The sequence below is a fragment of the Brevibacillus sp. YAE8 genome (genome assembly GCF_057543335.1).
Genome location: NZ_BAAIYG010000011.1, coordinates 100,677 through 121,559, shown reverse-complemented (window position 1 = coordinate 121,559; position 20,883 = coordinate 100,677). Strand labels below are relative to the sequence as shown.

The window sequence follows — 20,883 nt, the reverse complement described above, 5'->3', positions numbered from 1 at the left end:
GCAGCTTCTTCCCGCGTCGAATAGCCTGTCAGGACGAGCAGGCTGTCCAGGCCGCTGTTTGCCCCGGCTTCAATGTCGGTGAACAGGTTGTCGCCGACGATCAACGTCTCGGATGCCTCTGTGCCGAGGACGGAAAGCGCGTAGCGCACGATGATCGGCTCCGGCTTGCCGATGACGATCGGCTTCGTAGCGGATGCGACCGACACGGCGGCAACGAGCGAGCCGTTTCCTGGAAACAGTCCGTTGTCTGTCGGCAGCGCGGCATCTGCATTGGTCGCGATAAAAGTAGCGCCTGCGCGGATGGCGCGGGTAGCGATCGTCAGCTTTTCGTACGTGAAGGCACGGTCGATTCCAACGATGACGTAGGCAGGATCGTCTGCTGTCAGCCTGAAGCCTGCCGCTTCCAGTTGTGATAGCAAGCCTTCCTCGCCAATCGCATACACGCTTGCCCCTGCGGGCGCCTTTTCTTGCAAATATTCAACAGTCGCCATGCTGGTCGTATATACATCCTGTGCGGTTGCCTCAACTCCCATCCCGCTCAGTCGCGCTGCCACGCGCTCGGCCGATGCGGACGAATTGTTGGTCAAAAACAGGTACGGAATGCGGTTCGCTTTCAAGTAGCGGACAAATTCGGCAGCGCCGGGAATCGGCTCATTGCCGCGGTAAATGGTTCCATCCAGATCAATCAGGTAGCCTTTGTACGGTTTCATGTTGCTTCTCCTCCATCCAGTCTGATCTATCTCTGTTGCCAAAACTTCTGGCCTTCCTTTACGATACCCGCTTTTGCGCCATTTGACGAGCCGCCCGTCTGCTTTTGCCCGCCAAAAAAGGCAGGAAAACGGGCTCTGCCGCTTCCTGCCTTCGTCTCGCTACCTGGCTTTTTTCCACTGCTCTACGATCTTCTCGGTCCATGCTTTTACCTGTTCGCAAGACAGCACTTCGACCAGTTCTGCTTGCGGGGTCAGCGCATTGTGAACCGGAACGCAAAAAGACAAATCCCATGAGCGCGTAAACAGATGAAAGTTGTTTTGCACCATCGACAGCCGCAGCCTGATCCCCGTCGATGTCTCCGGGTGCAGGGCCACGACCTCCAGATCGTCTTCGCTGCCCAGCACGATGTTCACAAAATGCAGATTGTCGATCTGTTCCTCCAGCTCCTCGATCAGTCGAAGCAGTTGCTGATTTTGTCTCAGCTCGATTCTCGCCTGCTTGTCGCGGCAAATCATCGTCATCGTCGCCAAAACCACAAAGTCCGACGTCATCTGTGCCTTGACCGTATCCGGCGCTGTCTGGAACCGCTCGGCAAGCGACAGCTCGTCGTCCTGTTGAAAATACGCTTCCAGCAAAATCAGGTGGCGCTCCAGTTGCCGGACGACCGCCCCGACGATCCCGGCCGGGTCGCCTCCCTTTTCAACCAACGTCCCGGCGATAATGCAGGCCAGTCCTTTTTTATACGTATCCGCTTCCCCGTCCAAAAAATCCGCAATCGAACCCAGCAAGCCGTCGATCTGCTCAGGATGCGCCTTGGCGTGCAGAAACAGCTCGCGAATGGACGAATCCTGGAATGCGCTCGCATCTGCCTTTACTTCTTCTTGCCGCTGCACATCTTGTTGCAAAAAAGCCACCCTGCACCGAATCGTACAAAAGTGGCGATCATTGACACTGTTTTTACGCTTTTTTGATTTCAAACACGCACTTGTCTCCGCCTTTTGCCATGCAGGACGTTTGCTCCACGTCGGCTTTCAGCACCCGGCGAAACAGCGACAGCTCACAGGTGCAGGCCTGATTGAATTCGCGCGCGACCTGGGCGATTGGACAGTTGAACTCCTGGATGCGATACGTGTTTCCATCCGTATCCGCTTCCCACTCGACCATGTAGCCTTTTTCGTTTTGCAGTTCGGCAAGCTTGGCCACGCGGTCCCGCAAGTCTCCTTGCATATGGGCGCGATACGTTTCCTCCAGGCGATTTTCGCGGCGGCGGAACAGCATTTCGACTTTTCCCGGCCCGTCAATCTCCTTTAAGTCTTGCAAAAAGTCGAGCGTTAAATGAGAATAATTGCGCGGAAACAGCTCATCTGCTTCCTGCGACAAGGAATATACGTTGGTTGGTCGTCCCATCGCTTGCCTCACAAGCGTAGACTTAATCAGATTGTCTCTCTCCAGGGTGTTCAGATGGCGTCTTACCGCCATTTCTGTAATGCCAAGATCGACGGCCATGTCGCTGACAGAGAGTGAGCCTTTTACCTTGAGCATGTGCAGGATTTGGTCACGAGTGGACGTCCCCTCGTTTGTCATACGTATCACCGTCCTTTCTACTTATTGTAGCGGATCGGCACGCTTTAGTAAACAAACGAAAGTGTTTTGTATAAAAAATCCGCTTCTCCATTTTCTAGAACAATTCTTTCTGCAAAAACGCACGCACATGCGGGTCAAACTGCCGCATCGCTGCCACGGCTTCGTTCACCAGCGCGAACATTTCCTCCGCCGGAACGCTCGTATAGTCAATGACCAGATGCTTGCGGAAATCAACAACGCGGGTCAGAATCGCCGCCTGCTCATCGGTAACGACTTGCTCGTCGCGCAAAATTTCTACAATATCACTGTAGCTGCCAGGATCGCGCATGATAAAGCCGTCGATCAGCGCATTTCCGACATCGACAATTCCTTCGATGGACAAGTGCAGGGCTCGCTCCATCGCTGCAACAGCCACTTCGTCCGACAAAACCGCTTCGGCTCCCCGTTCCCTGAGCTTGTCCAGCAGATCAAGCATGCGAGACATATAGGACAATACTTGGTCAATTCGCTTTGTATTCACGTCGTACATGAGATTCTCCTTATTTTCGCTTTTTTGCTTTTCGTTTTGCATAATAGGTAGTAAACACAAACGTCAGCACCAGGACGAGAAGGACCAATTCCCCTTCCTGCAAATAGGAATTGCTCACGGCTTTCACCTCTTTTCCTCCAACAGTATACCAAATTTGTCCCGGCTGTCACGAATCAGCTTGTACTTTATGTTACAATGATGGGGTGAATTTTTTGCCGGCATAAAGGGAGGAACACAACTGTGGAACGCGAACTGGCATTGGAAATCGTGCGGGTGACAGAAATGGCTGCCCTCGCCTCGTCACACTGGATGGGACGAGGAAAGAAAAATGAAGCGGACGGAGCAGCGACCAGCGCCATGCGCGCCATGTTTGACACGATCAACATGAGAGGGACGGTCGTCATTGGCGAAGGCGAGCTGGACGAAGCCCCGATGCTGTACATTGGCGAAAAGCTCGGCCACCCGGATGCGGTCGGCCCGGAGGTAGACGTCGCCGTAGACCCGCTGGAGGGAACGACGATCGTCGCCAAGGGACACAACAATGCCATGTCGGTGATCGCTGTCGGTGACCGCGGAACCTTGCTGCATGCCCCCGACATGTACATGATGAAAATGGCGGTTGGCAAGCGGGCTGCGGGAAAAATCAACCTTTTCGATCCCGTGGATAAAATGATAGAAGTAGTAGCCAAAGCGAACAACAAACGCGTTCAGGATGTGACCGTCATCATCCAGGAGCGGGAGCGGCACCAGGACATCATCGACACCGTCCGGGAAAAAGGCGCGCGCGTCAAGCTGTTCGGCGACGGCGATGTCGGCGCAGCAATTGCCGCCTGTCTGCCGCATACAGGGAGTGACCTGTTTCTCGGAATCGGCGGCGCACCGGAAGGCGTCATCAGCGCGGCGGCGATCAAATGTCTCGGCGGCGACATGCAGGCGATGCTCAAGCCGCAAAACGACAGCGAGCGGGAGCGCTGCATCAAGATGGGGCTTGCCAATCCGGAGCAGTTGCTGACGTTGCACGATATGGTAAAAGGAGACGACGCCATCTTCGCGGCAACAGGGGTATCGGACGGCGAGCTGCTGCAGGGAGTCCGCTACTTGGGCGACGACATGGTGGAGACGCACTCCATCGTCATGCGCGCCCAGACGAAAACGATCCGTTTTGTCCGCGCTTTGCACAATATCGAGCACAAACCAAATCTGGCATGGAAGTAGAGGAGCGTATTTATGGCGAAGGACTTGTTTTATTTGTACGACGAATCGGAGGACACCAAAACGCGATTTGTCAGCTTCACAGGCGAAGCGACCCGCTTCGACCTGGCTATCACGACGACCAACCGTTTTTACGGCAAAAAGCTCGTCATTAACATCCAAAACGGCCGTTCTGCCATTATCGGGCACGACGATCTGGAGGAAGAAGGCTATCTCGAATTTGCCTTTAACTTGAACGAGCAGGAAGCGGAAGAGCTGAAAACCTTTTTGGAAACTGTGATTTAACATCCGTCTTCTGCATGTCCCAAGCCCATCTCGAAACGAGACTTTCGGGATGGGCTGTTTTGTGCCCAAATCCATGAGGACAACTCTCCACACAGGCGGATGTCTCGTATAATGCTACTGCACGTACAGACAAACGAGAGGAGTGCAGTCGCACCATGCAATCTTATCAAGCTGACGATCAACAACTTCAGGCTCACCAGGCGGAAGACCAATACCAGACGATTCCGGAAGATCAGGCGCACCCCGTCTTCTTTCGCAGAAGAAGAAACGACAGCGGGTTCCCTCTCATCATCCCGCTCCCTTATAGCTTCTATCCGCCCTATTACTATCCGTACCCGTATCCATACTCGTATCCGTACTATCCATATCCGTACCAGCCCTATCCGTTTTTCGGCGGATACGGGTTCTAACGCTAAGAGCTGAGATGGTATAAAAAGGGGTTGTTCCAAAGGAGAAAATCCGCTCATTTCTCAAAATCAGCAGCATGATCGACCAAGGTTTTTGAAATGGAAAAGGGGCATCTCCAAAGCCGAAAAATCGACTTGGAGACGGCCCCTTTGGCTGGTAAGTACGGGAAAATACCCCTTTACTCTCTTGTGTCCTGCGTTGATGAAACGTCATTTTTATATGAAATAACCCCTATGGTTATCACTCCCTTTTTCTTGCAGAAAAGCACATTTATAACTATACACCGACATTCAGAAAGTTGGCGGTTGACAAAATTTGAATAGTAAAAAAAATCATCCTCTTTTGAGGATGATTTTTCTCCATGTTTATCCGCGTTTACCCGCCAACACCGTGTTCATATTGGATAACGGTTCCTTTTGGGATTGGTGCTTGTCCACTCGTAACGCTACTATACAGTCCCAAAACTAAAACGATTGCTAGCAAAATCGACTTCTTCATTTCGTATCCCCTCCATGATTTGCTTGTATTCCGTTTTTTGTTGATCTGTTGCGTGTGGTCGGAAAGCTTCGAATAGTGTCACACAACGAATGAAATCGCTGTCATTCTTCATGATAGTGGCTAAAACCAGACAACGTAAAATATCCTCCATTCCGCTCACGTACTGGCCATTTTGAAGTCGATACGTAGCTAGTTCATACCGAAAGCGAAAATAACGATCCATCTGGATGGAGTTCTCGTACTCAGTAAAATCATGAATCTGACTTGAAAATTGTTCAAGAATCCCGTCCACTTTAAATCTGTGCCTGTTGGCCGATTCCATAATGGCTATTAGTCCGGAAAGGATCTCTTTTGGGTGATCCATAAGGAAGCGAGTGTATGCAGGCAGAAGCTCAATGTCACCCAGGAGAACATCTAACGTATAGCGATTAGCCGTTGCCCACAGTCGAAACTTTTCTACCTCTATCCGTCCTGTTTCATCCAATAATTCAAACTCGCTCAGATCGGCATAACCAGAAATATATTTCTTCGCTTCTGCATACAAGCCTTGCTTTTCCAAGGCAGCACTCTTCAAAAGGAATCCCTGACCGTAATATACAACTAAATGTCGCTCTGTCTTTGGCGGAATGATTTTTCTGTTCATTTTTCGCGCGCGCAACTCGTCCTGGTAAACCGCAGTGGCCAACTCCCTTAGCTCATCTGCATAACGCTCTACCTCTTGCCATTTGTGCAGCGAAAAGCATACATTGGCAAGTTGCAATAGGGCATCCAGTTGATAGTTTTCAGGCAGTCTCTTACGATATGGATCAAATTGTATGACAGCCTTCCAATTTTTCTCGGAATCCGTACCTTGTAAAGCTCACACTCTGACTCGTACAATTCATACAGCCAGCCCTGAGATTGCCCAAACGCATCAGCGAATGCATCCAAGTGAGCAATCTTCATGGACCGGGGTGGAATACGATTCAAGAGGTCGCTCAATACTCCCTGATTAATCCCTGTTATTTCGCTAAGTCTAGTCAGTGTGTAACCGCGTTCTTTTAGATGATGTTCAATCTCTGAACGTAATGATCGTTGAATGGTCTTACATTCCCCCATATTTCCTCCCCCCTTCTTCGCACGAATATACAAATTTTACTACATTTTACAAAAAAATGAGCAGATGTATGTAAATATTTTACATAAAACGACTGGCGTTTTGCAATATTTGTTCAGTCTACGAATCAAAAAAACAAAGCCGCTTTCCTCAAATGAAAAAGAAGCCGGAGAAAAACGCGTTGTTTTTCCCAGCTTCTTTTTTGTTTGTCTTCCTTATGTGTCACGCCTCGGCGTGCTTTGGCCTTGTCCGGTTGGAACTTTGTCGCGCTCGCGATTGGGACGCGACTGGTTCGGGCGCTTCTCCCGCGAGGACGAGTCCTTGCCGTTTTTCTCCGGCTTATCCTTGTGAAACTTCGGCTTGTCCGAGCGCTCATTGCGGCCTCCGGACCGCTCGTTGGCGCCTCCGTTGTTTCGTTCCTGGCGCTCCTGCCTGTTTTGGCGCGGATGAAAACGGCGCCGCTCCTTGCGCTCGACAATCAGCGGAGAATTGTCGCCACGGGATGCGTTCTGGCGGATATCGAGAATGTTATCCTGATTCTCGTCCTGGCCGTCCTGTTCCGGGCCGTTGTTGCCGACCGCCGCTTTTACTTTGCGCAAGACAAAGTACGGGCAACCAAAGTTGCAAAACTCGTGCAGGTACTCATCCAAAGCGGCGATCCGCTGCTCGAACGGTACTTTGCGGTTGGAATCTGTATAAAATCCCCGCAAACGAAGCTGTCCATAGCCCCAGTCTCCGACGATGTAATCGTATTTGTCGAGGATATCGCTGTAACGCTCCCTGAATGCTTCCGGATTCCAGCCGTCGCGATTTTCTTCCATGACTTCATAAGTACCGGCTTGCGTGCGAATCAAGTCCGCTTCCTCCTTACACTTGTGTACTTTCGTCCATCTTATCACATTTCAAACAGCAAGAGATAAAATTCCCACGAAAACTGCGCAAGCCCCCTGGACATTCTATCGTGTAGGGGGTGTTACCATTGAAAAAGACATGGTTGTATCCTGCGATTGCAGGCATTGCTCTCTTGGCTTCCGCATGTGCGAACAACGCTGCGCCGAACTACACGCATCCAAACCAGACCGCTCCTCACGTCACAAACGTTGACGGGCTGCATGTCCGCAACTACGACGGCGTGCGCTCCGCAAACTTTGACGGACTGCACGTCCGCAACGGTGTCGGTCTGAACAACACGCCGGGCGTCGATAACGGCCTGTACCCGAATGGGACGTATCCACGGGCGAACGTCAACAACTACAACGCCTACACCAGTGGCATGCGACCTTACAACGCCTTTACCGACCATAACGACGGAGTGTTGGGCACGCCGAATGGAATGAACCATTCCATTTATCAAAAGCGGGCCTGGAATCGCGCAGGAGCCGGCATCATGCAAACCGGCATGCCGAAAATGGGCTACGCCCAGACAAACCGGGCAGGCATGAAGACCGCTGGCGCCCAAAACGTCTACGTAGACCGCGACGCTCTGGCGCAAGCAGTCGGCAACGTCACCACGAGCTGCCCTGGCGTTCAGCGTTCTACTGTCCTGGTGACGGATGAAGAAATTTTCGTCGGTCTGAACACCCAGGGAGTAGACCCGCGCACAGCCAAAAACCAGGCGAAAATGAATGCGCAGTCGATCTCGCCACGCTATTACAAGGTGTATGTGACGGACAACCCGAATGACATTCAGGAAATTGCCCGTGTCGCCAGCCGTTCCAGCAATGTGCATACAGCGCGTACCGAGGATGCTGCGAGCATCGATACGCTCATCAAGCGCATGGGCGGCGTAACAGACGGCGAGCAAGCAAAAAGCATGAACGCTCAAAAGAACGCGAATGCGACTCAAAAAGCGAAAATGGGTACAACCAGTCGCTAAGGCGAATCTCCCCTGTATAGAGAAGAACCCCCTTTTGCAGCGATTCCTTTTCGCATGCAATGAGGGGGTTTTTCTTCTTATTACTGACCTTGCGCCTGTGGCAAGGCCTCCTTGGCAATCGTTTCCTTCGCGGCATTCGCCTGTTCGTGTGCGTGGTACGAGCTGCGCACGAGCGGCCCTGCTTCCACGTGGCTGAAACCGCGCTTCATGCCTTCTTCCTTCAGGCGGGCAAATTCGTCCGGATGGTAGTAGTGCTCGACCTTCAGATGCTTTTTCGTCGGCTGCAGGTACTGGCCGATCGTCATGATGTTGACATCCACGGAACGCAAATCGTCCATGGTTTCGATCACTTCTTCAAGCGTCTCCCCGACTCCGATCATCAGGCTGGACTTCGTCGGAATGTTCGGCTGGAATTCCTTCGCCTTTTTCAGCAGCTCCAGCGTCCGGTCGTACTTGGCGCGTGCCCGCACGCGGTCAGACAGGCGGCGCACTGCCTCAATATTGTGGTTCAGCACGTCCGGCTTCGCGTCCATCACAAGCTTGAGCGCATCCCAATTCCCTTGGAAGTCCGGAATCAGCACTTCCACAGAGGCAAACGGCAGACGGCGGCGAATCGCCCGAATCGTCTCCGCAAAAATTTGCGCGCCTCCGTCTTTCAGATCATCACGGGCAACGGAGGTGACGACGACGTGCCGCAAACGCATTTGCTCGGCAGCTTCTGCCACGCGTTCCGGCTCGGCCACATCAAGCTCTGTCGGCAATCCGGTTTTTACGGCACAAAACCGACAGGCACGGGTACATATATCACCCAAAATCATGAACGTAGCTGTACCGCTGGCCCAGCACTCATGAATGTTGGGACATTTTGCTTCTTCGCAAACGGTATGTAGTGTCTTGCTGCGCATGGTTTGCTTCAGCTCTTTGAAGCTGGCGAGTTCTGGTCCTGAAACAAGGTTGATCTTGAGCCACTCCGGCTTGCGTTGCGTCATAGGGCCCACTCCTCATGTATCTTGGTACGAGACATAATCAAACTCCATTATAGAGGTTGGAATTACAAGGGGCAACCTCTTTCACAAGTCAGGTAACAATTACCCGAGCTGATGCGCCTTGTGCCAATCCGATCCGCGCAAGAGCGGCGCAAGCAAGCGCTGCTCCCGTTCGTGGCAAGTAAACAGAAAGACCTGATGCTGCTCCGCCAGCTTGGCGATGTACGCCAGCGTCCGCTGCAGGCGCTCGTCATCGTAGTGGACAAAATGGTCGTCCAGAAACAGCGGCAACGGCTCTGTCCGTTTGCTTATGTGCTGCAGCAGGGCGAGCCGCTGCGCCAGGTAGAGCTGATCGGCCGTTCCCGTGGAGCATTGCTCGTGGCTGACGATCAGGTTGCGCGTCGGCTCCAGCAGCCGCACCGCGAAGCCCTCTGTCGGGTCGAGCCGCACGTCGCGGTAGGCTCCCCCCGTAATTTGCGCCATCACCTCGGAAGCCATCCGGTTCACATCCGGGGAAACGTCGCGCTTCCATTCGCCTTGCGCCTCCTGCAACGCATCCCGCGCAAGCTGGAGGGCGTCCCGGCGCTGCAACAACCGACGCAGCGCAATAGCAGCCTCTTCGTATTCGTCTCTGGCTCTCGCTACGGACACGCCTTCATGGGCGGCCATCTCTCCATAGGCGCGGGCGATTTTTTCCCGCAGCTCTTGCAGCTCGTCCTCCATCCGGGACAACTGCGCCAGACAGTCGCTCTCTGCTTCCTCGCGCTGCCGCTTTTCCTGCCGCAAAATCGCTCGCACCGCCTCGCCCCAGTCGGCTTGCAGCATTTCCTCCCGCTTTGCTTTGGCCAGATCGCTCTCCAGCCGGACGGCCCGCTGCTCCTGCGCGCTTCTTTGTAGCTCTTCCCTTTTTGCTAGAAAAGTATCCCAATCCCGAACATCCCAGCGCTCCAAAAGGGACGCCCATTCAGCGTCGATGGCGGCAATCTCCTGCTGCAGCCGCTCGCTTTCTTGCAACTGCTCGCTGGCGGCAACAGGCGCAACAGCATGTCCGCTCCCTTTTGCCTGCAGCACGAAAATCCCGAGTGCGAGCAACAGCAAGCTCAAGCCGAGCGAACTGCCGCCAAGGACGGGATGCCCCGTCGCCAGGCCGACGGCGCCGAGGATAGCAAATAGCCCAGCGCCGCCCCACAGGCGTACGGCTCCCTTTTTGCGCTTGGCCCGATTCCCTTGCCGCTGCGTCCGCGCCTGGCTGCGCGTCCCGGTGGACAGGGCAAGCACAGCCAGCTCGGCCAGCCGCATATGCCGCTGCTCCCGCGCTTTGCGCAGCGAAGTGCCGCGCTCGTAATCCGCTTCCAGTTCGCCCAGCGCTTGACTCGCCGCTGTTCCCTGCGCACCGTCTGGCGTCTGCTCGTCCCATGCCATGATCGAGCTGCGCGCTTTTTCGTGCAGTTGCCGCTCCGCTTCGCTCGCAGCCCGCGCAAGCCACCATTGCCAATCTTGCGCGTCGATGGGCGAATAGCTTCGCTGCCAGCTTTCTTGCCAAAGCTGATCCTGCTCCTGCCACTTCTGCATACGTTCCCGCAGCCGGATGTGCCGCTGTTCGAGTCTTTCGCGCTCCTCCTCCCAGAGCTGGATCGATTGCGTCAGTTGCCGGATCAGGCGCCATGCCGCTTCGGCGTGAGCCAGCTCCTGCTCCTTGCTCGCTGCGCGCGACGCCGCTTTGCCCAACAGCGTGTTTTCCGCCCGCTCCTTTTTGCCGATGCTTACAAGCTCCCGGTCCAGCTCCGCCAAAACGGCGTGGACGTGCGGGCTTGCCTCCTGCGCATCTGCAAAAGCAGGCATGAGATGCTCGGCAGCTTCCAGCGGCTCCCGTCTGATCCAGGTCAAATCCGTAAACAGGCTGCGGGTAAGCCCCAGATGCTTTTCCAGAAAGTTCCGCTCCTTGCGCCGATCCTCCATGTACACGTCTGTCAGCTCCGTCCACTCCGGGTCGAGAAACAGGCGTGCCTGCTCCCTTTCTTTCGCCAGCGTCCGGTGCAAGCGGTACGTCTTGCCCCCGAGCTGATAGGTGACGATCGTCTCGTAGTCCCCCTGGTGCCAGGGGCGGTATTTTTCATAGGCAGGCAAATAGCGCGCCGTTTTGACGTAATCGCGCTTCATCCCGTACAGGGCGGCGAAAATGGCTTGCAACAGCGTCGACTTCCCCGCTTCGTTGGGAGCGTAAAACAGGTTCAGTCCGGGAGCGAAGCGAAAGTCGGCTCCTTGCCATTTTCCAAACCCCGTAAGCGATATTTCCTCGATCCTCAACGGATGCTCCCCCCAATCCGCGCGAGCGCCTCCTGCCTCGCCAGCCGGGCAATTTCGCGCTCTTCGTCGTTTCTGGCGCTCGCCTCGGCCTCCGCCAGCTTGGCGAGCCATTTGCCCCATACGCCGCCTTCTGCCACCAGCTTGTCTGCGTCGATGTCAGGCCACGTCTCGTCTGTGATCGCCAGTGAAAAAAATCGCGAAAAGCGCTGCTCCAAGACGGAAATCGCCGGCACAAAATGAGCGGCCCGCTCTCCGGTCAAGGTCACGTACACAAGATCCGTGCTGGCGATTTCCGCAAGCTGCGCGTTCATCACCTCGACGAGCTGCTCGGTCGTTTCCGCCCCGGCGGCGTGAATCGTCACTTTGCGAACCTGGCGCTGGCAGACCGGAAGCGCCTGCAGCGTCAACCTCCCGGCGTCATCCAGCTCGCCGTACAGCACAGAGCGCTCTCCCGCTTCCTTGCTCGTCAGCCCTTCCGGCGAGCCGGGATAGGCGGCGAGCGGCTGCCTTGTTTGCGGGTGCACAAATTGCTCCGGCTTGTGAATATGGCCGAGCGCCACGTAATCCATTCCGGTTTCGACCAGCTCCTGCAACGTAACCGGAGCGTACGGCTGGTGCTCGTCCCCTGCCCTGTTCAGGACGCTGGCATGAAGCACCATCAGGTGGTGCCGATAGCCGTCCAGCTTGCCTGGAAAAGAGGCGAGCGGCGACTCGTAGACATGCGGCTGCCCAAATCCCCAGCCGTATACGACGCATGACTTTTCCGGAAACTCAAAAGCGCCCCACTCCGGCGTAAACCAGTACACGTTGCCCGGCCACTCCAACGTCTGGTAAAACGAATCCGGCCGCCACGGATCGTGGTTTCCCGGCGCGATGCAGACCGGGATCGGGGCGATGCTCGCAAACAGGTCGCGCAAAAACATGGCCGTGGAGCGCCTGCCCCCGTGATATTCCAGCAAATCTCCGGCAATCAGCCAAAAGTCGGCCTGCTTTTCTGCAACCAGGTCGCGAATCGTTTGCAGGGTGCGGCGAAAATCGTCCTGCCGAAGCTCGTAAAGATCCGCCAGCATATGTAAAGGCGCGTCCAGATGGACGTCCGCCGTATGAATGAATGACAACACGAACCGATCAACTCCTCGCATGACAAACCGAATCGGCAAATGGTACACTTTGGACAACGAATCAGTAAACAGACGAACATACTTTCCCTATATGATACAGAGGAAATGACTGGTTGAAAAGGAGTGTTTCTCGTGCGCATTGCGTATTTGGACTGCTTTTCGGGAATAAGCGGCGACATGCTTTTGGCCGCGCTCGTCGACGCCGGGGCTGATCGCGACCGGATCGAGCAGGAGTTGCGGAAGCTTCCCGTAGGAGATTTCCGTCTGGAGTGGAAAAAGGTCGTCAAAGCAGGCGTCTCCGCGCTGAAGCTGGACGTCGTGGACGAGAGCCAGGCTCCTGCCCTTCCGCTCAAGCCGTTGAAGGTGCTCGGCAACGATCACGAGCACCGCAGCCACAAAGACATCGTGGACATGATTCAGGCAGCCGGGCTGGCCCCGCGCGTAACGCGCCGCTCGCTGGCTATTTTTGAAAAAATCGCGATCGCCGAAGCGAAAATTCACAACGTCCCAGTCGATACTGTCCATTTTCACGAGGTAGGGGCGCTCGACTCGATCGTCGACGTCGTAGGCATCGCGCTCGGACTGGAGGAGTTGGACATCGGGCAATTGCATTGCGGGCCGATCCCGACAGGCAACGGCTACGTGCGCTGCGCCCACGGTCTTTATCCGGTTCCGGCCCCCGCTACCATGGAGCTTTTGGTCGGCATACCGCTGCGCGAGACGCGGATCGACAAGGAGCTGACCACCCCGACCGGAGCGGGTGTTGCCGCCGCGCTGGTCGAGCAGTTCGGCCCGCTGCCGTCCATGACCGTCGAGGCTATCGGCTACGGCGCAGGAACCCGCGACTTGCCCGACCAGCCGAATGTGCTGCGGCTCTTGGTCGGACGCCGCTAAACGCAAAAAAAACTTCCGTCGACATTCGGCGGAAGTTTTTGGTTTGTCTATCCGTTAGCGCAGCAGGCGGAGAAACTCGCGCATGAAGCCGGGCAAATCCGGCCATGCATGACCAGACACCAGATTGCCGTCTACGTGGAGCGTTTCTTTTTCGTAAATCGCGCCCATCGCCTCTACGTCCGGTCTGCACGCCTGGTAGGCGGTCAGCTTGCGGCCGGCGAGATGCTCGGACACGATCGCAAGCACTTGCGAGCCGTGGCAAATCGCCGCAACTGGTTTGTTCGCCTCAAAAAAATGGGCGACGATCGGCTTTAGGCTTTCGTTCAGCCGGATGTACTCAGGCGCTCGCCCGCCGGGAATAATCAAGGCGTCGAAAGCTTCCGGATTGATGTCGGAGAACGCGGCGTGCGCAGGCAACTGATAAGCAGGCTTTTCTGTGTACGTCTCGCTGTGTGCTTCAAAGTCATGGCAAACGGTGTGCAGCGTCTTCACGCTGGGCGCGGCAATCACGGCTTCGTAGCCTTCTTCCAGCAAACGGTAATACGGATAGAACACCTCCAGTGCTTCTACGGCATCCCCTGTCACGATCAACACTTTTTTGCTCATCACACGAGCCTCCTCCATACATGTTTGGTTGGATACTCCACGTTTTCAATTCTTTGGAGGCACGTCTCGCTCCTGCCTTTCTGTCCATTTTTTAACAGAACTTTTACGGGTCGCCAATTCCAGCGCTTCCTGATGCACCTGCTTCAACGAAACGCCATTGGCTCGGGCAACCGCCGCGCAGCTCTCGTACTCCGGCGCGACCTGCACCCGCTGACCCCGATGGTAGCCGAGCTTGACCGCAACTTCGCCCCAGCTCGTCTCTACGCGGACATGGCGTCGCGCCAGGCGATGGCAGGCCACAGGGAAGTAGCGGATGCCAAACGTCGTCGTTTCCTCGAACAACAGCGTTTTCATCGCGTCCAACTGGCTTGCATAGCACATGACCTGCACCATGGTCCCCGGCCTGCTTTTTTTCATCGTGACTGGCAAAAAATGAACGTCGTTGGCCCCTGCCTTGAAGCATTGCTCCATGAGGTAGGCGAGCCACTCCGGACTGGCGTCGTCCACATTCGCTTGCAGCAGCAGCATGCCTTCGTCGATATGCTCATCGGCATGCTGCCTGCGCTCGCGAAAAACGGGGATCGCGTCCTCGCCCTCACTCCTGCCGTCTGACGCAAGCAAAAGCACCGCTGTGCCGTCTTCGTCATGCTCCACCTGTAGCAGCTCGCCTTCCAGCGTCCGCAGCGGCTTTGCGCCCATCACTTGCAGCCAGAGCATGGCGACTGCCGAAAAGTCTCGCGCTGCGTCCAATCCATCCGTCTCCCGCACGACAAGCCCGGATGCGAGCGACAAAACTTGCGGCGACAGGCCGAATGGCACGGCAAGCGGCTGCACATACAGCTCTCCCCCGCACGAGCCGGCGCCATGGTCTGCCATCAGCTCGCGCAAGGCAGCCGTCTCCCACTGCCAGCGCTCCTCCTCCATATACGGGCGATACGGTTCCGCCATGTCCAAAATGCGCCCGGCGTCCACTGCGTCACCTGCCGAAAACGCAGACGATCCCGCACACTGTCTGCCTGCAATGCGCTGCAGCGGCTTCACGAGCGACTCCAGGAAGAGCGGGCCATTTGCCCGAATGACCAGCTTCATTTTTTCTCCCTCCGTTTTTGAAAAAGCATTTCTTCCTTGCATCATACACCAGAAGCTTGCGCTGCGCGGAGAAGTTCAGCGGCCGCTTCCAAAAAGTCTCGCGGATAATCCGCAGAGACTGGCAGAAACTACAACGGAAACTACCCGGGCTGGAGGGAGTCGGCATGCGAGTTTTCCGCCTCATCATTCAGATCAGCTTATGCGTGGCAGCAGTCATTTCGCCGCTGGAATCTGCCTTCGCCAAAGGCTCCTCTGCCAACCAGGCAGACCCTCTCCTGCGGGAACGGCTGCAGCTTTTTTGGCGCATGGAGTCTTTGTACGGCATTCCCTGGAACTATTTGGCGGCTATCGATCAGTACGAGCGCACGATGAAAATACGCAAAAAGCAAACGGACAACCAGGCATCGTCCTCGCGGCTGACTGCCGTTGATATCCCGAGTGATCGCTGGACGGGCAGCATGAACCCCGACCAGGAGGACACGAATCCGGTGTCGATCCAGTTTTTCGGCGGGATGGGCATGGACGGCGACGGGGATGGACTCGCCGACCGCAACAACGATCTCGACGCACTCACTTCTCTCATTCATTACCTGGCGCAGTACGGCTTTTCTGCGGATGACTGGCAAATCGGCGTCTGGTCTTACTACCAGCGGGATCGCTCGGTGAAAACGATCCGGCAGTTCGCGCAGGTGTACGAAAAATACCAGCACCTACAGTTGGACGAGCGTCATTTTCCCATCCCGGCGAGGTACGATTACAGCTACCGCAGCACCTGGGGAGACGCGCGCGGCTGGGGAGGGCGGCGGATTCACGAAGGCACCGACATTTTCGCCCGACACGGGACGCCCGTGCTCTCCACAGCTTACGGAGTGATCGAGGTCATCGGCTGGAACCGCTATGGCGGCTGGCGGATCGGCATGCGCGACATGGGCAATGTGTATCATTACTTCGCCCACCTGTCGTCGTTCAAAAAGGGACTGAAGCCCGGCGACATCGTGGAGCCGGGGCAAGTGATCGGATACGTCGGCAGCTCCGGCTACGGCAAGCCTGGCACCGCCGGAAAATTCCCGCCCCACCTGCACTACGGCATGTATCGGGAGACTGGGGGAGCTGACTGGGCTTTCGACCCTTACCCGTATCTAAAGCGCTGGGAACGACAAAGGAAGCGGTAGCACAGCCGCTTCTTTTTTGTGTGCCCATTCGGGCGTTGACAGGAGCAAGACGGACGCATTACAATCAAATCAAAATTTGGACGATCGTCCAAAAACGAGGTGCACAGCATGACTCCCCCTTCGAAAAGCCAGGCGAAAGCGGAAGCGAAGCGGGCCTTTTTAATCGAGCAGGCGACGATCTGCCTCGCGGAAAAAGGCTACGCCCACGTCTCCTTGCGCGATATCGCCAAGGAATCCGGCGTCTCGCTCGGCATCCTGCACTATTATTTTGCCAGCAAGGAAGAATTGCTGCTCGAAGTGATCGCCAGCTACAAGGAACGCTTCATCGCCGAGCTGGAGCGCGAAGTGGTTGCCGCTCCCCTGGACAACTTTTTCCCGGCTCTCGCTGCCGTTCTCGGCCGCAGCCTGCTGGAAGACCGCAAGCTGCATCGGCTCTGGTACGATTTGCAGGCGCAGGCGCTGTACACCCCTGTCTTTTTGGAGCAGGTGCACCACACGCGAAACCGACTGCACGACCTGATTGCCCGCATGCTCAAGCGGCTGCAGACGGAGCGTGGAGCCGCGCTTGCCGTGGAGGTGAGCGCGGCAAGCTCGATCCTCTATTCCGTGATCGACGGCATGATCTTGCAAAGCTTGCTGGACGAATCCCGAACGGCCGCAGAAGCGATCAGCCGCTTTCAGCTTGCTCTCCACCATGTTCTCGAGTCGCTTTTTTCTTCTGGTTCACCTGCCACCCATCCTGTCGAACGAGGTGATTGATAATGTCCGTACTCCCTCTGCGCAATCCGGCCACGGGCGAGACATTCGGCTCCGTGACTGAAGCCAGTCCCGCCCAGGTAGACGCGGCAGTCGCCAAAGCCCGGCTCGCCTTTGAAGCGTGGTCCGCTACCTCCCTGTCCGAACGGCTGCGCTACTTGACGCGCCTGCGCCACTATCTCGTCGAGCACGGCGAAGAACTGGCGGAAAAAATCAGCCAGGCCACCGGAAAAGTGACCATCGAAGCGTACATGACCGAAATTTTTGTCACTGCCGATACGATCCGCTTTTACGAGAAGCACGCGCCGCAAATGCTGGCTGCCCAGCCCGTGCCGACCCCGCTCGTGCTCTGGCCGAAAAAATCGTACATTCACTACAAGCCGATGGGGGTAATCGCGGTCATTTCGCCGTGGAACTATCCGTTTCAACTGGCGATCATCCCGATGCTGTCCGCGCTTGTCGCGGGAAATACGGTCATTCTCAAACCGTCCGAAGTCACTCCTTCTACTGGCCTGCTCATCGAAGAGCTGTTTGCCGTTGCCGGGCTGCCGGAAGGAGTCGTCACCGTCCTGCACGGGGGACGCGAGGTCGGCAGTCGGCTGGTGGCGGCCCGCCCGGACAAAATCTTTTTTACAGGCTCGGCCGCCACAGGCAAAAAAATTATGGCCGCAGCAGCGGAGCATCTGATTCCGGTCTCGCTGGAGCTGGGCGGAAAAGACCCGATGATCGTCTTCGAAGACGCGAATCTGGAGAGGGCGGCAAACGGAGCGATCTGGGGCGCTTTTACGAACTCCGGCCAGGTGTGCATGTCCGTTGAGCGGCTGTACGTGCACGAACGTGTGTACCCCGAGTTTTTGCGGTTGGTCACGGAAAAAACGAAAGCGCTGCGCCAACGGTTTCCCGCTCAGGCGGAAGTCGGCTCGATGACTTCGCGTGAGCAGCTCGGCATCGTCCGGGCGCATATCGAGGAAGCGCTCGCCGCCGGAGCCAAAGCCGTCACAGGCGGGCTGCCGCAAACCGACAGCATGTTCATCCCCCCGACCATCCTGACAGACGTCACGCCGGACATGAAGATCATGCGGGAAGAAACATTCGGCCCTGTCCTGCCGATCATGACGTTTTCCGACGAGGCAGAAGCTATCCGCCTGGCAAACGAGTCGCCCTACGGCCTGAATGCGTCTGTCTGGTCGTCTGACAAACAAAGAGCGCAGCGCGTAGCAGAAAAGCTGTTGAGCGGCAACGTGTGCATTAACGACGTCATCATCAGCTACGCCAATCCGCACCTCCCGTTCGGCGGGGTCAAAGAGAGCGGCATCGGCCGCTACCGCGGGCCAGCCGGGCTGCAAGCGTTCACGCACAGCATCTCGGTCATTCACGACCCCGGCTCGAAAAAACGCGAGTTCAACTGGTACCCGTACACAGAAGACCAGCAGTTGATGTTCAGCGGCTTGACCCATTTTCTGTACGGAAAGCGGCCAAAATGGGACCGCCCGACGCTGAAAGCGATCTGGCGGGAGCTGAAACGGTTGCGATAACGCGAGCGGCCACGCTTACTTGATCGTGCCGTAGCCGAGTATATCGAGCTTGACCTTGATGTTGAATCCGGCCTGCTGATAGAGCGCGAGCCCTTTTTCCCGCGTCCATTTTCCGTAGTATTTCTGGCGCAGGCTCTCTTCGATTCCGGCCGGATCAACGCCCTCTTGTTGAAATTTTTTCAGCATCACAGTGGTCTCCCGTTTAATCAGCGCTTCCATCTGCTTCACGAGCTTTTCCATTTGCGGTCGTTTGTCCAAATTTTTCTTGCCATCGTAGCCTACCACCATTCCCCGCAGTTCGAGGTTGATGTCAATGACGGGCTTTTTCTGGTTGCCGTTGCTCCGCACTTTTGACTTGGACCAGACAAAATCGAAAATGATCTCTTCCAGACGCTCGCCTTCGTTCGTCTGCTCCGTCAGCTCAAACTTGACGCGGGGAAGCCGCTTTTGTCCGAGCAAGCATTGCACCAGCTTGCCTTCGCGCTGCGAGTAGAAGCCGATCAGCTTGTCTTTGCGCAGCAGAGCGACTTTGGCGATCTGAATGTTTCCGTTTTGCTTGATTAAATAGGGCAAGTTCGGATCGCCCGTCTTGCTGGTCATCATGAACACAAAGTCGTGGATCGTAGAAAAAGACGAAAAAGCCGTTTCCACCCGCGGACGCAGCAAATCGTTCAAATACGTGTTCACTTCCGGCTTGTTTCGGTACTCGCCCCTGATGATATCTTCCGCTTTGCCTTTGACAATCGCGATGAATACGTTCTCGCCCACAATCGGATTCCGGTACAGGTCGAGCACGACTTTGCCGATGCCGACTTTGCGCACCAGCTCCTCGCTGAACAAAATGACGCGAAGCTGTGACAGCGTCATCGTCCGTTCGGATTTTGTGGCGAGCTTCAACATCGCTTCGCTCGTCATGGAAGCTTTGGTCGAGTAAACTTGTGTCGATTCCTTTCCTCTGGCGGGAACGGGGATGGCGACAACGACGTTCATTTGCTTGTCGTCGATGTAGTCAAAGCCCATGACGCCGATCATCGCCATGTCTTCGAGGGCTGGCCGCTCGAACTCTCCCGTGCATCCGGCAAGCGCCAGGGAAAAAACCGTCGATATCAAATACCAACAGATCCACCTCATCATGCTCCCTCTCCCCTTCCCGAACGCAGGGCGTGCAGCAGCAATAAAAAGATCGGCCACAAAATCAAGCCATACCCCAAATAAACGGTCACATAGTCATAAATGAACCGTTGGTCTTCCACCGCAAGCGGGCCGCGAATCATGTAGTAGGAGATCGCCGTCGGCAACAGAAGATGCCAGAGCCGCTGTTTTCTTGCCATGTCTTCTATCCCCGTGCGAGCCATCCACAAATACGTCGTGGACGTGCTGAGAATGAGAAACACCCACAAGCCGATGCCGAGATTTTCGATCCGCTCCATGAAAGACAGCTCCACCGCCTTGAACAGATTCAGGATCGGATAGACGAGATTCGCCATCTGCCATTCGGAAAAGTAGGCCACACTCGTAATCAGCACCAGCACGTAAAACAAAACCACTGACCATACGCCGATCAGCACGTGCTTCAACGCCTTTTTCTTTTCGACAATAAACGGATAGTAAATCAGCAGCACCTCATACCCGAGCATGCTCCCGAACGATTGGTTGAGCGCGTCCAGCACGCTGGCCAGATCCGTATTGAACAGCGGAAAGATGTGCGTGATTCCCCCTTCCTGAAAGCCGTATTGCAGCAGCAAGAGCATCCAGCCCGTAAAGAACAGCGCCAGCAAGCAAAACCTGGCGACCAGCTTGATTCCGCCGTTGGTAATGTAAAACATCACGAGCGTCAGGCCGAGCAGCGGCACGGTGATCGTCTGGTTGTTCAGCATCGACGTCTGCAAAAGCCGCACATAGCCTTCGTTCGCGGTAGAGGCGTTCAAGATGGCGTAGACAATCACCACGACGTTGATCCCTCTGCCCAGCCACTTGCCGAGCAGCTTTTCATGAATCCGAAAAAGCGTGTCCTCCGGGTAGCGCCTGCACAAAGCGATCATCGGAAAAATCGTGAGCGTGACGATCAGCCCCATCAAAATCGGCGACCACCACAGGTTGTATCCCATTTTGCTGGCATAATGGGCAAGGGACAGCAAATTGACCCCCACCATCGTATTGATTACCAGTCCTACAACAAGAACCGGACGCAGGCTGTGAATCTTTCCTCTGTCCATCT

22 protein-coding genes are annotated in these 20,883 nt (G+C 55.7%); 8 read left to right on the top strand and 14 right to left on the bottom strand.

Annotated features, from left to right (window positions below):
- The 4 genes from AC27IT_RS15460 to AC27IT_RS15445 all read right to left on the bottom strand — a co-directional run.
- Window positions 1–710: TIGR01457 family HAD-type hydrolase (locus AC27IT_RS15460; protein WP_487091896.1), on the bottom strand; the 710-nt coding region annotated here is incomplete at its 3' end.
- A gap of 159 nt (window positions 711–869) precedes the next feature.
- Window positions 870–1,616, bottom strand: a complete 747-nt coding sequence (locus tag AC27IT_RS15455; protein WP_487091895.1) for a hypothetical protein — start codon at window positions 1,614–1,616, stop codon at window positions 870–872.
- A gap of 52 nt (window positions 1,617–1,668) precedes the next feature.
- Complete coding sequence (locus AC27IT_RS15450; RefSeq protein ID WP_005836603.1) at window positions 1,669–2,295, bottom strand: helix-turn-helix transcriptional regulator; 627 nt, start codon at window positions 2,293–2,295, stop codon at window positions 1,669–1,671.
- Between the two features lie 94 nt (window positions 2,296–2,389).
- On the bottom strand, window positions 2,390–2,824 hold the full coding sequence (locus AC27IT_RS15445; protein WP_122952375.1) for a DUF86 domain-containing protein: 435 nt from the start codon (window positions 2,822–2,824) through the stop codon (window positions 2,390–2,392).
- A gap of 240 nt (window positions 2,825–3,064) precedes the next feature.
- Here AC27IT_RS15445 and glpX point away from each other — a divergent pair, with 240 nt between their 5' ends.
- From glpX to AC27IT_RS15430, 3 genes are all read left to right on the top strand, one after another.
- Window positions 3,065–4,039 (top strand): class II fructose-bisphosphatase, encoded by a 975-nt coding sequence (glpX, locus tag AC27IT_RS15440; protein ID WP_283858202.1) that lies wholly within the window; start codon window positions 3,065–3,067, stop codon window positions 4,037–4,039.
- Window positions 4,040–4,051: 12 nt separating this feature from the next.
- A complete protein-coding gene (locus AC27IT_RS15435) occupies window positions 4,052–4,321 on the top strand; it encodes a DUF3055 domain-containing protein (protein WP_283858203.1) in 270 nt (89 codons plus the stop codon).
- Window positions 4,322–4,476: 155 nt separating this feature from the next.
- Complete coding sequence (locus AC27IT_RS15430; RefSeq protein WP_007777841.1) at window positions 4,477–4,731, top strand: hypothetical protein; 255 nt, start codon at window positions 4,477–4,479, stop codon at window positions 4,729–4,731.
- Between the two features lie 446 nt (window positions 4,732–5,177).
- Here the strand turns inward: AC27IT_RS15430 and AC27IT_RS15425 are convergent, their stop codons facing one another.
- The 3 genes from AC27IT_RS15425 to AC27IT_RS15415 form a co-directional block, all read right to left on the bottom strand.
- Complete coding sequence (locus AC27IT_RS15425) at window positions 5,178–5,987, bottom strand: hypothetical protein (protein WP_347343213.1); 810 nt, start codon at window positions 5,985–5,987, stop codon at window positions 5,178–5,180.
- Window positions 5,939–6,325, bottom strand: a complete 387-nt coding sequence (locus AC27IT_RS15420) for a helix-turn-helix domain-containing protein (protein ID WP_327991475.1) — start codon at window positions 6,323–6,325, stop codon at window positions 5,939–5,941. The genes AC27IT_RS15425 and AC27IT_RS15420 overlap by 49 nt, the downstream gene beginning before the upstream one ends.
- A gap of 213 nt (window positions 6,326–6,538) precedes the next feature.
- Window positions 6,539–7,177, bottom strand: coding sequence for a YutD family protein (locus AC27IT_RS15415; protein ID WP_007777835.1), 639 nt, complete (start codon window positions 7,175–7,177; stop codon window positions 6,539–6,541).
- Window positions 7,178–7,293: 116 nt separating this feature from the next.
- On the opposite strand from AC27IT_RS15415, the gene AC27IT_RS15410 reads away from it, so the two are divergent.
- A complete protein-coding gene (locus AC27IT_RS15410) occupies window positions 7,294–8,199 on the top strand; it encodes a YhcN/YlaJ family sporulation lipoprotein (protein ID WP_235694609.1) in 906 nt (301 codons plus the stop codon).
- Between the two features lie 80 nt (window positions 8,200–8,279).
- Here AC27IT_RS15410 and lipA read toward each other — a convergent pair whose 3' ends face one another.
- From lipA to AC27IT_RS15395, 3 genes are all read right to left on the bottom strand, one after another.
- A complete protein-coding gene (lipA, locus tag AC27IT_RS15405; RefSeq protein ID WP_005829441.1) occupies window positions 8,280–9,188 on the bottom strand; it encodes a lipoyl synthase in 909 nt (302 codons plus the stop codon).
- Window positions 9,189–9,287: 99 nt separating this feature from the next.
- On the bottom strand, window positions 9,288–11,492 hold the full coding sequence (locus AC27IT_RS15400; protein ID WP_429791063.1) for an ATP-binding protein: 2,205 nt from the start codon (window positions 11,490–11,492) through the stop codon (window positions 9,288–9,290).
- Window positions 11,489–12,613 (bottom strand): metallophosphoesterase family protein, encoded by a 1,125-nt coding sequence (locus AC27IT_RS15395; RefSeq protein WP_025843838.1) that lies wholly within the window; start codon window positions 12,611–12,613, stop codon window positions 11,489–11,491. Before AC27IT_RS15395 ends, AC27IT_RS15400 begins: the two co-directional genes overlap by 4 nt.
- A gap of 132 nt (window positions 12,614–12,745) precedes the next feature.
- On the opposite strand from AC27IT_RS15395, the gene larC reads away from it, so the two are divergent.
- On the top strand, window positions 12,746–13,507 hold the full coding sequence (gene larC, locus AC27IT_RS15390) for a nickel pincer cofactor biosynthesis protein LarC (RefSeq protein WP_005829434.1): 762 nt from the start codon (window positions 12,746–12,748) through the stop codon (window positions 13,505–13,507).
- 54 nt (window positions 13,508–13,561) lie between these two features.
- Here larC and AC27IT_RS15385 read toward each other — a convergent pair whose 3' ends face one another.
- Together AC27IT_RS15385 and larC2 are read right to left on the bottom strand one after the other, a co-directional pair.
- Window positions 13,562–14,113: a DJ-1/PfpI family protein gene (locus AC27IT_RS15385; RefSeq protein ID WP_005829432.1), complete on the bottom strand. Its 552-nt coding sequence runs from the start codon at window positions 14,111–14,113 to the stop codon at window positions 13,562–13,564.
- Between the two features lie 45 nt (window positions 14,114–14,158).
- Complete coding sequence (gene larC2 / locus AC27IT_RS15380; protein ID WP_025843840.1) at window positions 14,159–15,202, bottom strand: nickel pincer cofactor biosynthesis protein LarC2; 1,044 nt, start codon at window positions 15,200–15,202, stop codon at window positions 14,159–14,161.
- A 164-nt stretch (window positions 15,203–15,366) separates the two neighbouring features.
- Between larC2 and AC27IT_RS15375 the strand changes: the two genes are divergently transcribed.
- From AC27IT_RS15375 to AC27IT_RS15365, 3 genes are all read left to right on the top strand, one after another.
- On the top strand, window positions 15,367–16,374 hold the full coding sequence (locus AC27IT_RS15375; protein WP_005829427.1) for a M23 family metallopeptidase: 1,008 nt from the start codon (window positions 15,367–15,369) through the stop codon (window positions 16,372–16,374).
- 108 nt (window positions 16,375–16,482) lie between these two features.
- Window positions 16,483–17,133: a TetR/AcrR family transcriptional regulator gene (locus AC27IT_RS15370; RefSeq protein ID WP_221842884.1), complete on the top strand. Its 651-nt coding sequence runs from the start codon at window positions 16,483–16,485 to the stop codon at window positions 17,131–17,133.
- 2 nt (window positions 17,134–17,135) lie between these two features.
- Window positions 17,136–18,665 (top strand): aldehyde dehydrogenase family protein, encoded by a 1,530-nt coding sequence (locus AC27IT_RS15365; RefSeq protein ID WP_025843842.1) that lies wholly within the window; start codon window positions 17,136–17,138, stop codon window positions 18,663–18,665.
- A 15-nt stretch (window positions 18,666–18,680) separates the two neighbouring features.
- Here AC27IT_RS15365 and AC27IT_RS15360 read toward each other — a convergent pair whose 3' ends face one another.
- A complete protein-coding gene (locus AC27IT_RS15360; RefSeq protein ID WP_487091894.1) occupies window positions 18,681–19,799 on the bottom strand; it encodes a Ger(x)C family spore germination protein in 1,119 nt (372 codons plus the stop codon).
- On the bottom strand, window positions 19,796–20,881 hold the full coding sequence (locus AC27IT_RS15355) for a GerAB/ArcD/ProY family transporter (protein WP_025843844.1): 1,086 nt from the start codon (window positions 20,879–20,881) through the stop codon (window positions 19,796–19,798). Before AC27IT_RS15355 ends, AC27IT_RS15360 begins: the two co-directional genes overlap by 4 nt.
- Between the last annotated feature and the right edge of the window lie 2 nt (window positions 20,882–20,883).

Bases quoted from the DNA above. Each gene is read 5' to 3' on its own strand.
- AC27IT_RS15450 (WP_005836603.1), bottom strand. From the start codon at position 2,295: ATGACAAACGAGGGGACGTCCACTCGTGACCAAATCCTGCACATGCTC.
- AC27IT_RS15445 (WP_122952375.1), bottom strand. From the start codon at position 2,824: ATGTACGACGTGAATACAAAGCGAATTGACCAAGTATTGTCCTATATG.
- AC27IT_RS15435 (WP_283858203.1), top strand. From the start codon at position 4,052: ATGGCGAAGGACTTGTTTTATTTGTACGACGAATCGGAGGACACCAAA.
- AC27IT_RS15430 (WP_007777841.1), top strand. From the start codon at position 4,477: ATGCAATCTTATCAAGCTGACGATCAACAACTTCAGGCTCACCAGGCG.
- AC27IT_RS15420 (WP_327991475.1), bottom strand. From the start codon at position 6,325: ATGGGGGAATGTAAGACCATTCAACGATCATTACGTTCAGAGATTGAA.
- lipA (WP_005829441.1), bottom strand. From the start codon at position 9,188: ATGACGCAACGCAAGCCGGAGTGGCTCAAGATCAACCTTGTTTCAGGA.
- AC27IT_RS15385 (WP_005829432.1), bottom strand. From the start codon at position 14,113: ATGAGCAAAAAAGTGTTGATCGTGACAGGGGATGCCGTAGAAGCACTG.
- larC2 (WP_025843840.1), bottom strand. From the start codon at position 15,202: ATGAAGCTGGTCATTCGGGCAAATGGCCCGCTCTTCCTGGAGTCGCTC.
- AC27IT_RS15375 (WP_005829427.1), top strand. From the start codon at position 15,367: ATGCGAGTTTTCCGCCTCATCATTCAGATCAGCTTATGCGTGGCAGCA.
- AC27IT_RS15370 (WP_221842884.1), top strand. From the start codon at position 16,483: ATGACTCCCCCTTCGAAAAGCCAGGCGAAAGCGGAAGCGAAGCGGGCC.
- AC27IT_RS15365 (WP_025843842.1), top strand. From the start codon at position 17,136: ATGTCCGTACTCCCTCTGCGCAATCCGGCCACGGGCGAGACATTCGGC.
- AC27IT_RS15360 (WP_487091894.1), bottom strand. From the start codon at position 19,799: ATGATGAGGTGGATCTGTTGGTATTTGATATCGACGGTTTTTTCCCTG.
- AC27IT_RS15355 (WP_025843844.1), bottom strand. From the start codon at position 20,881: ATGGACAGAGGAAAGATTCACAGCCTGCGTCCGGTTCTTGTTGTAGGA.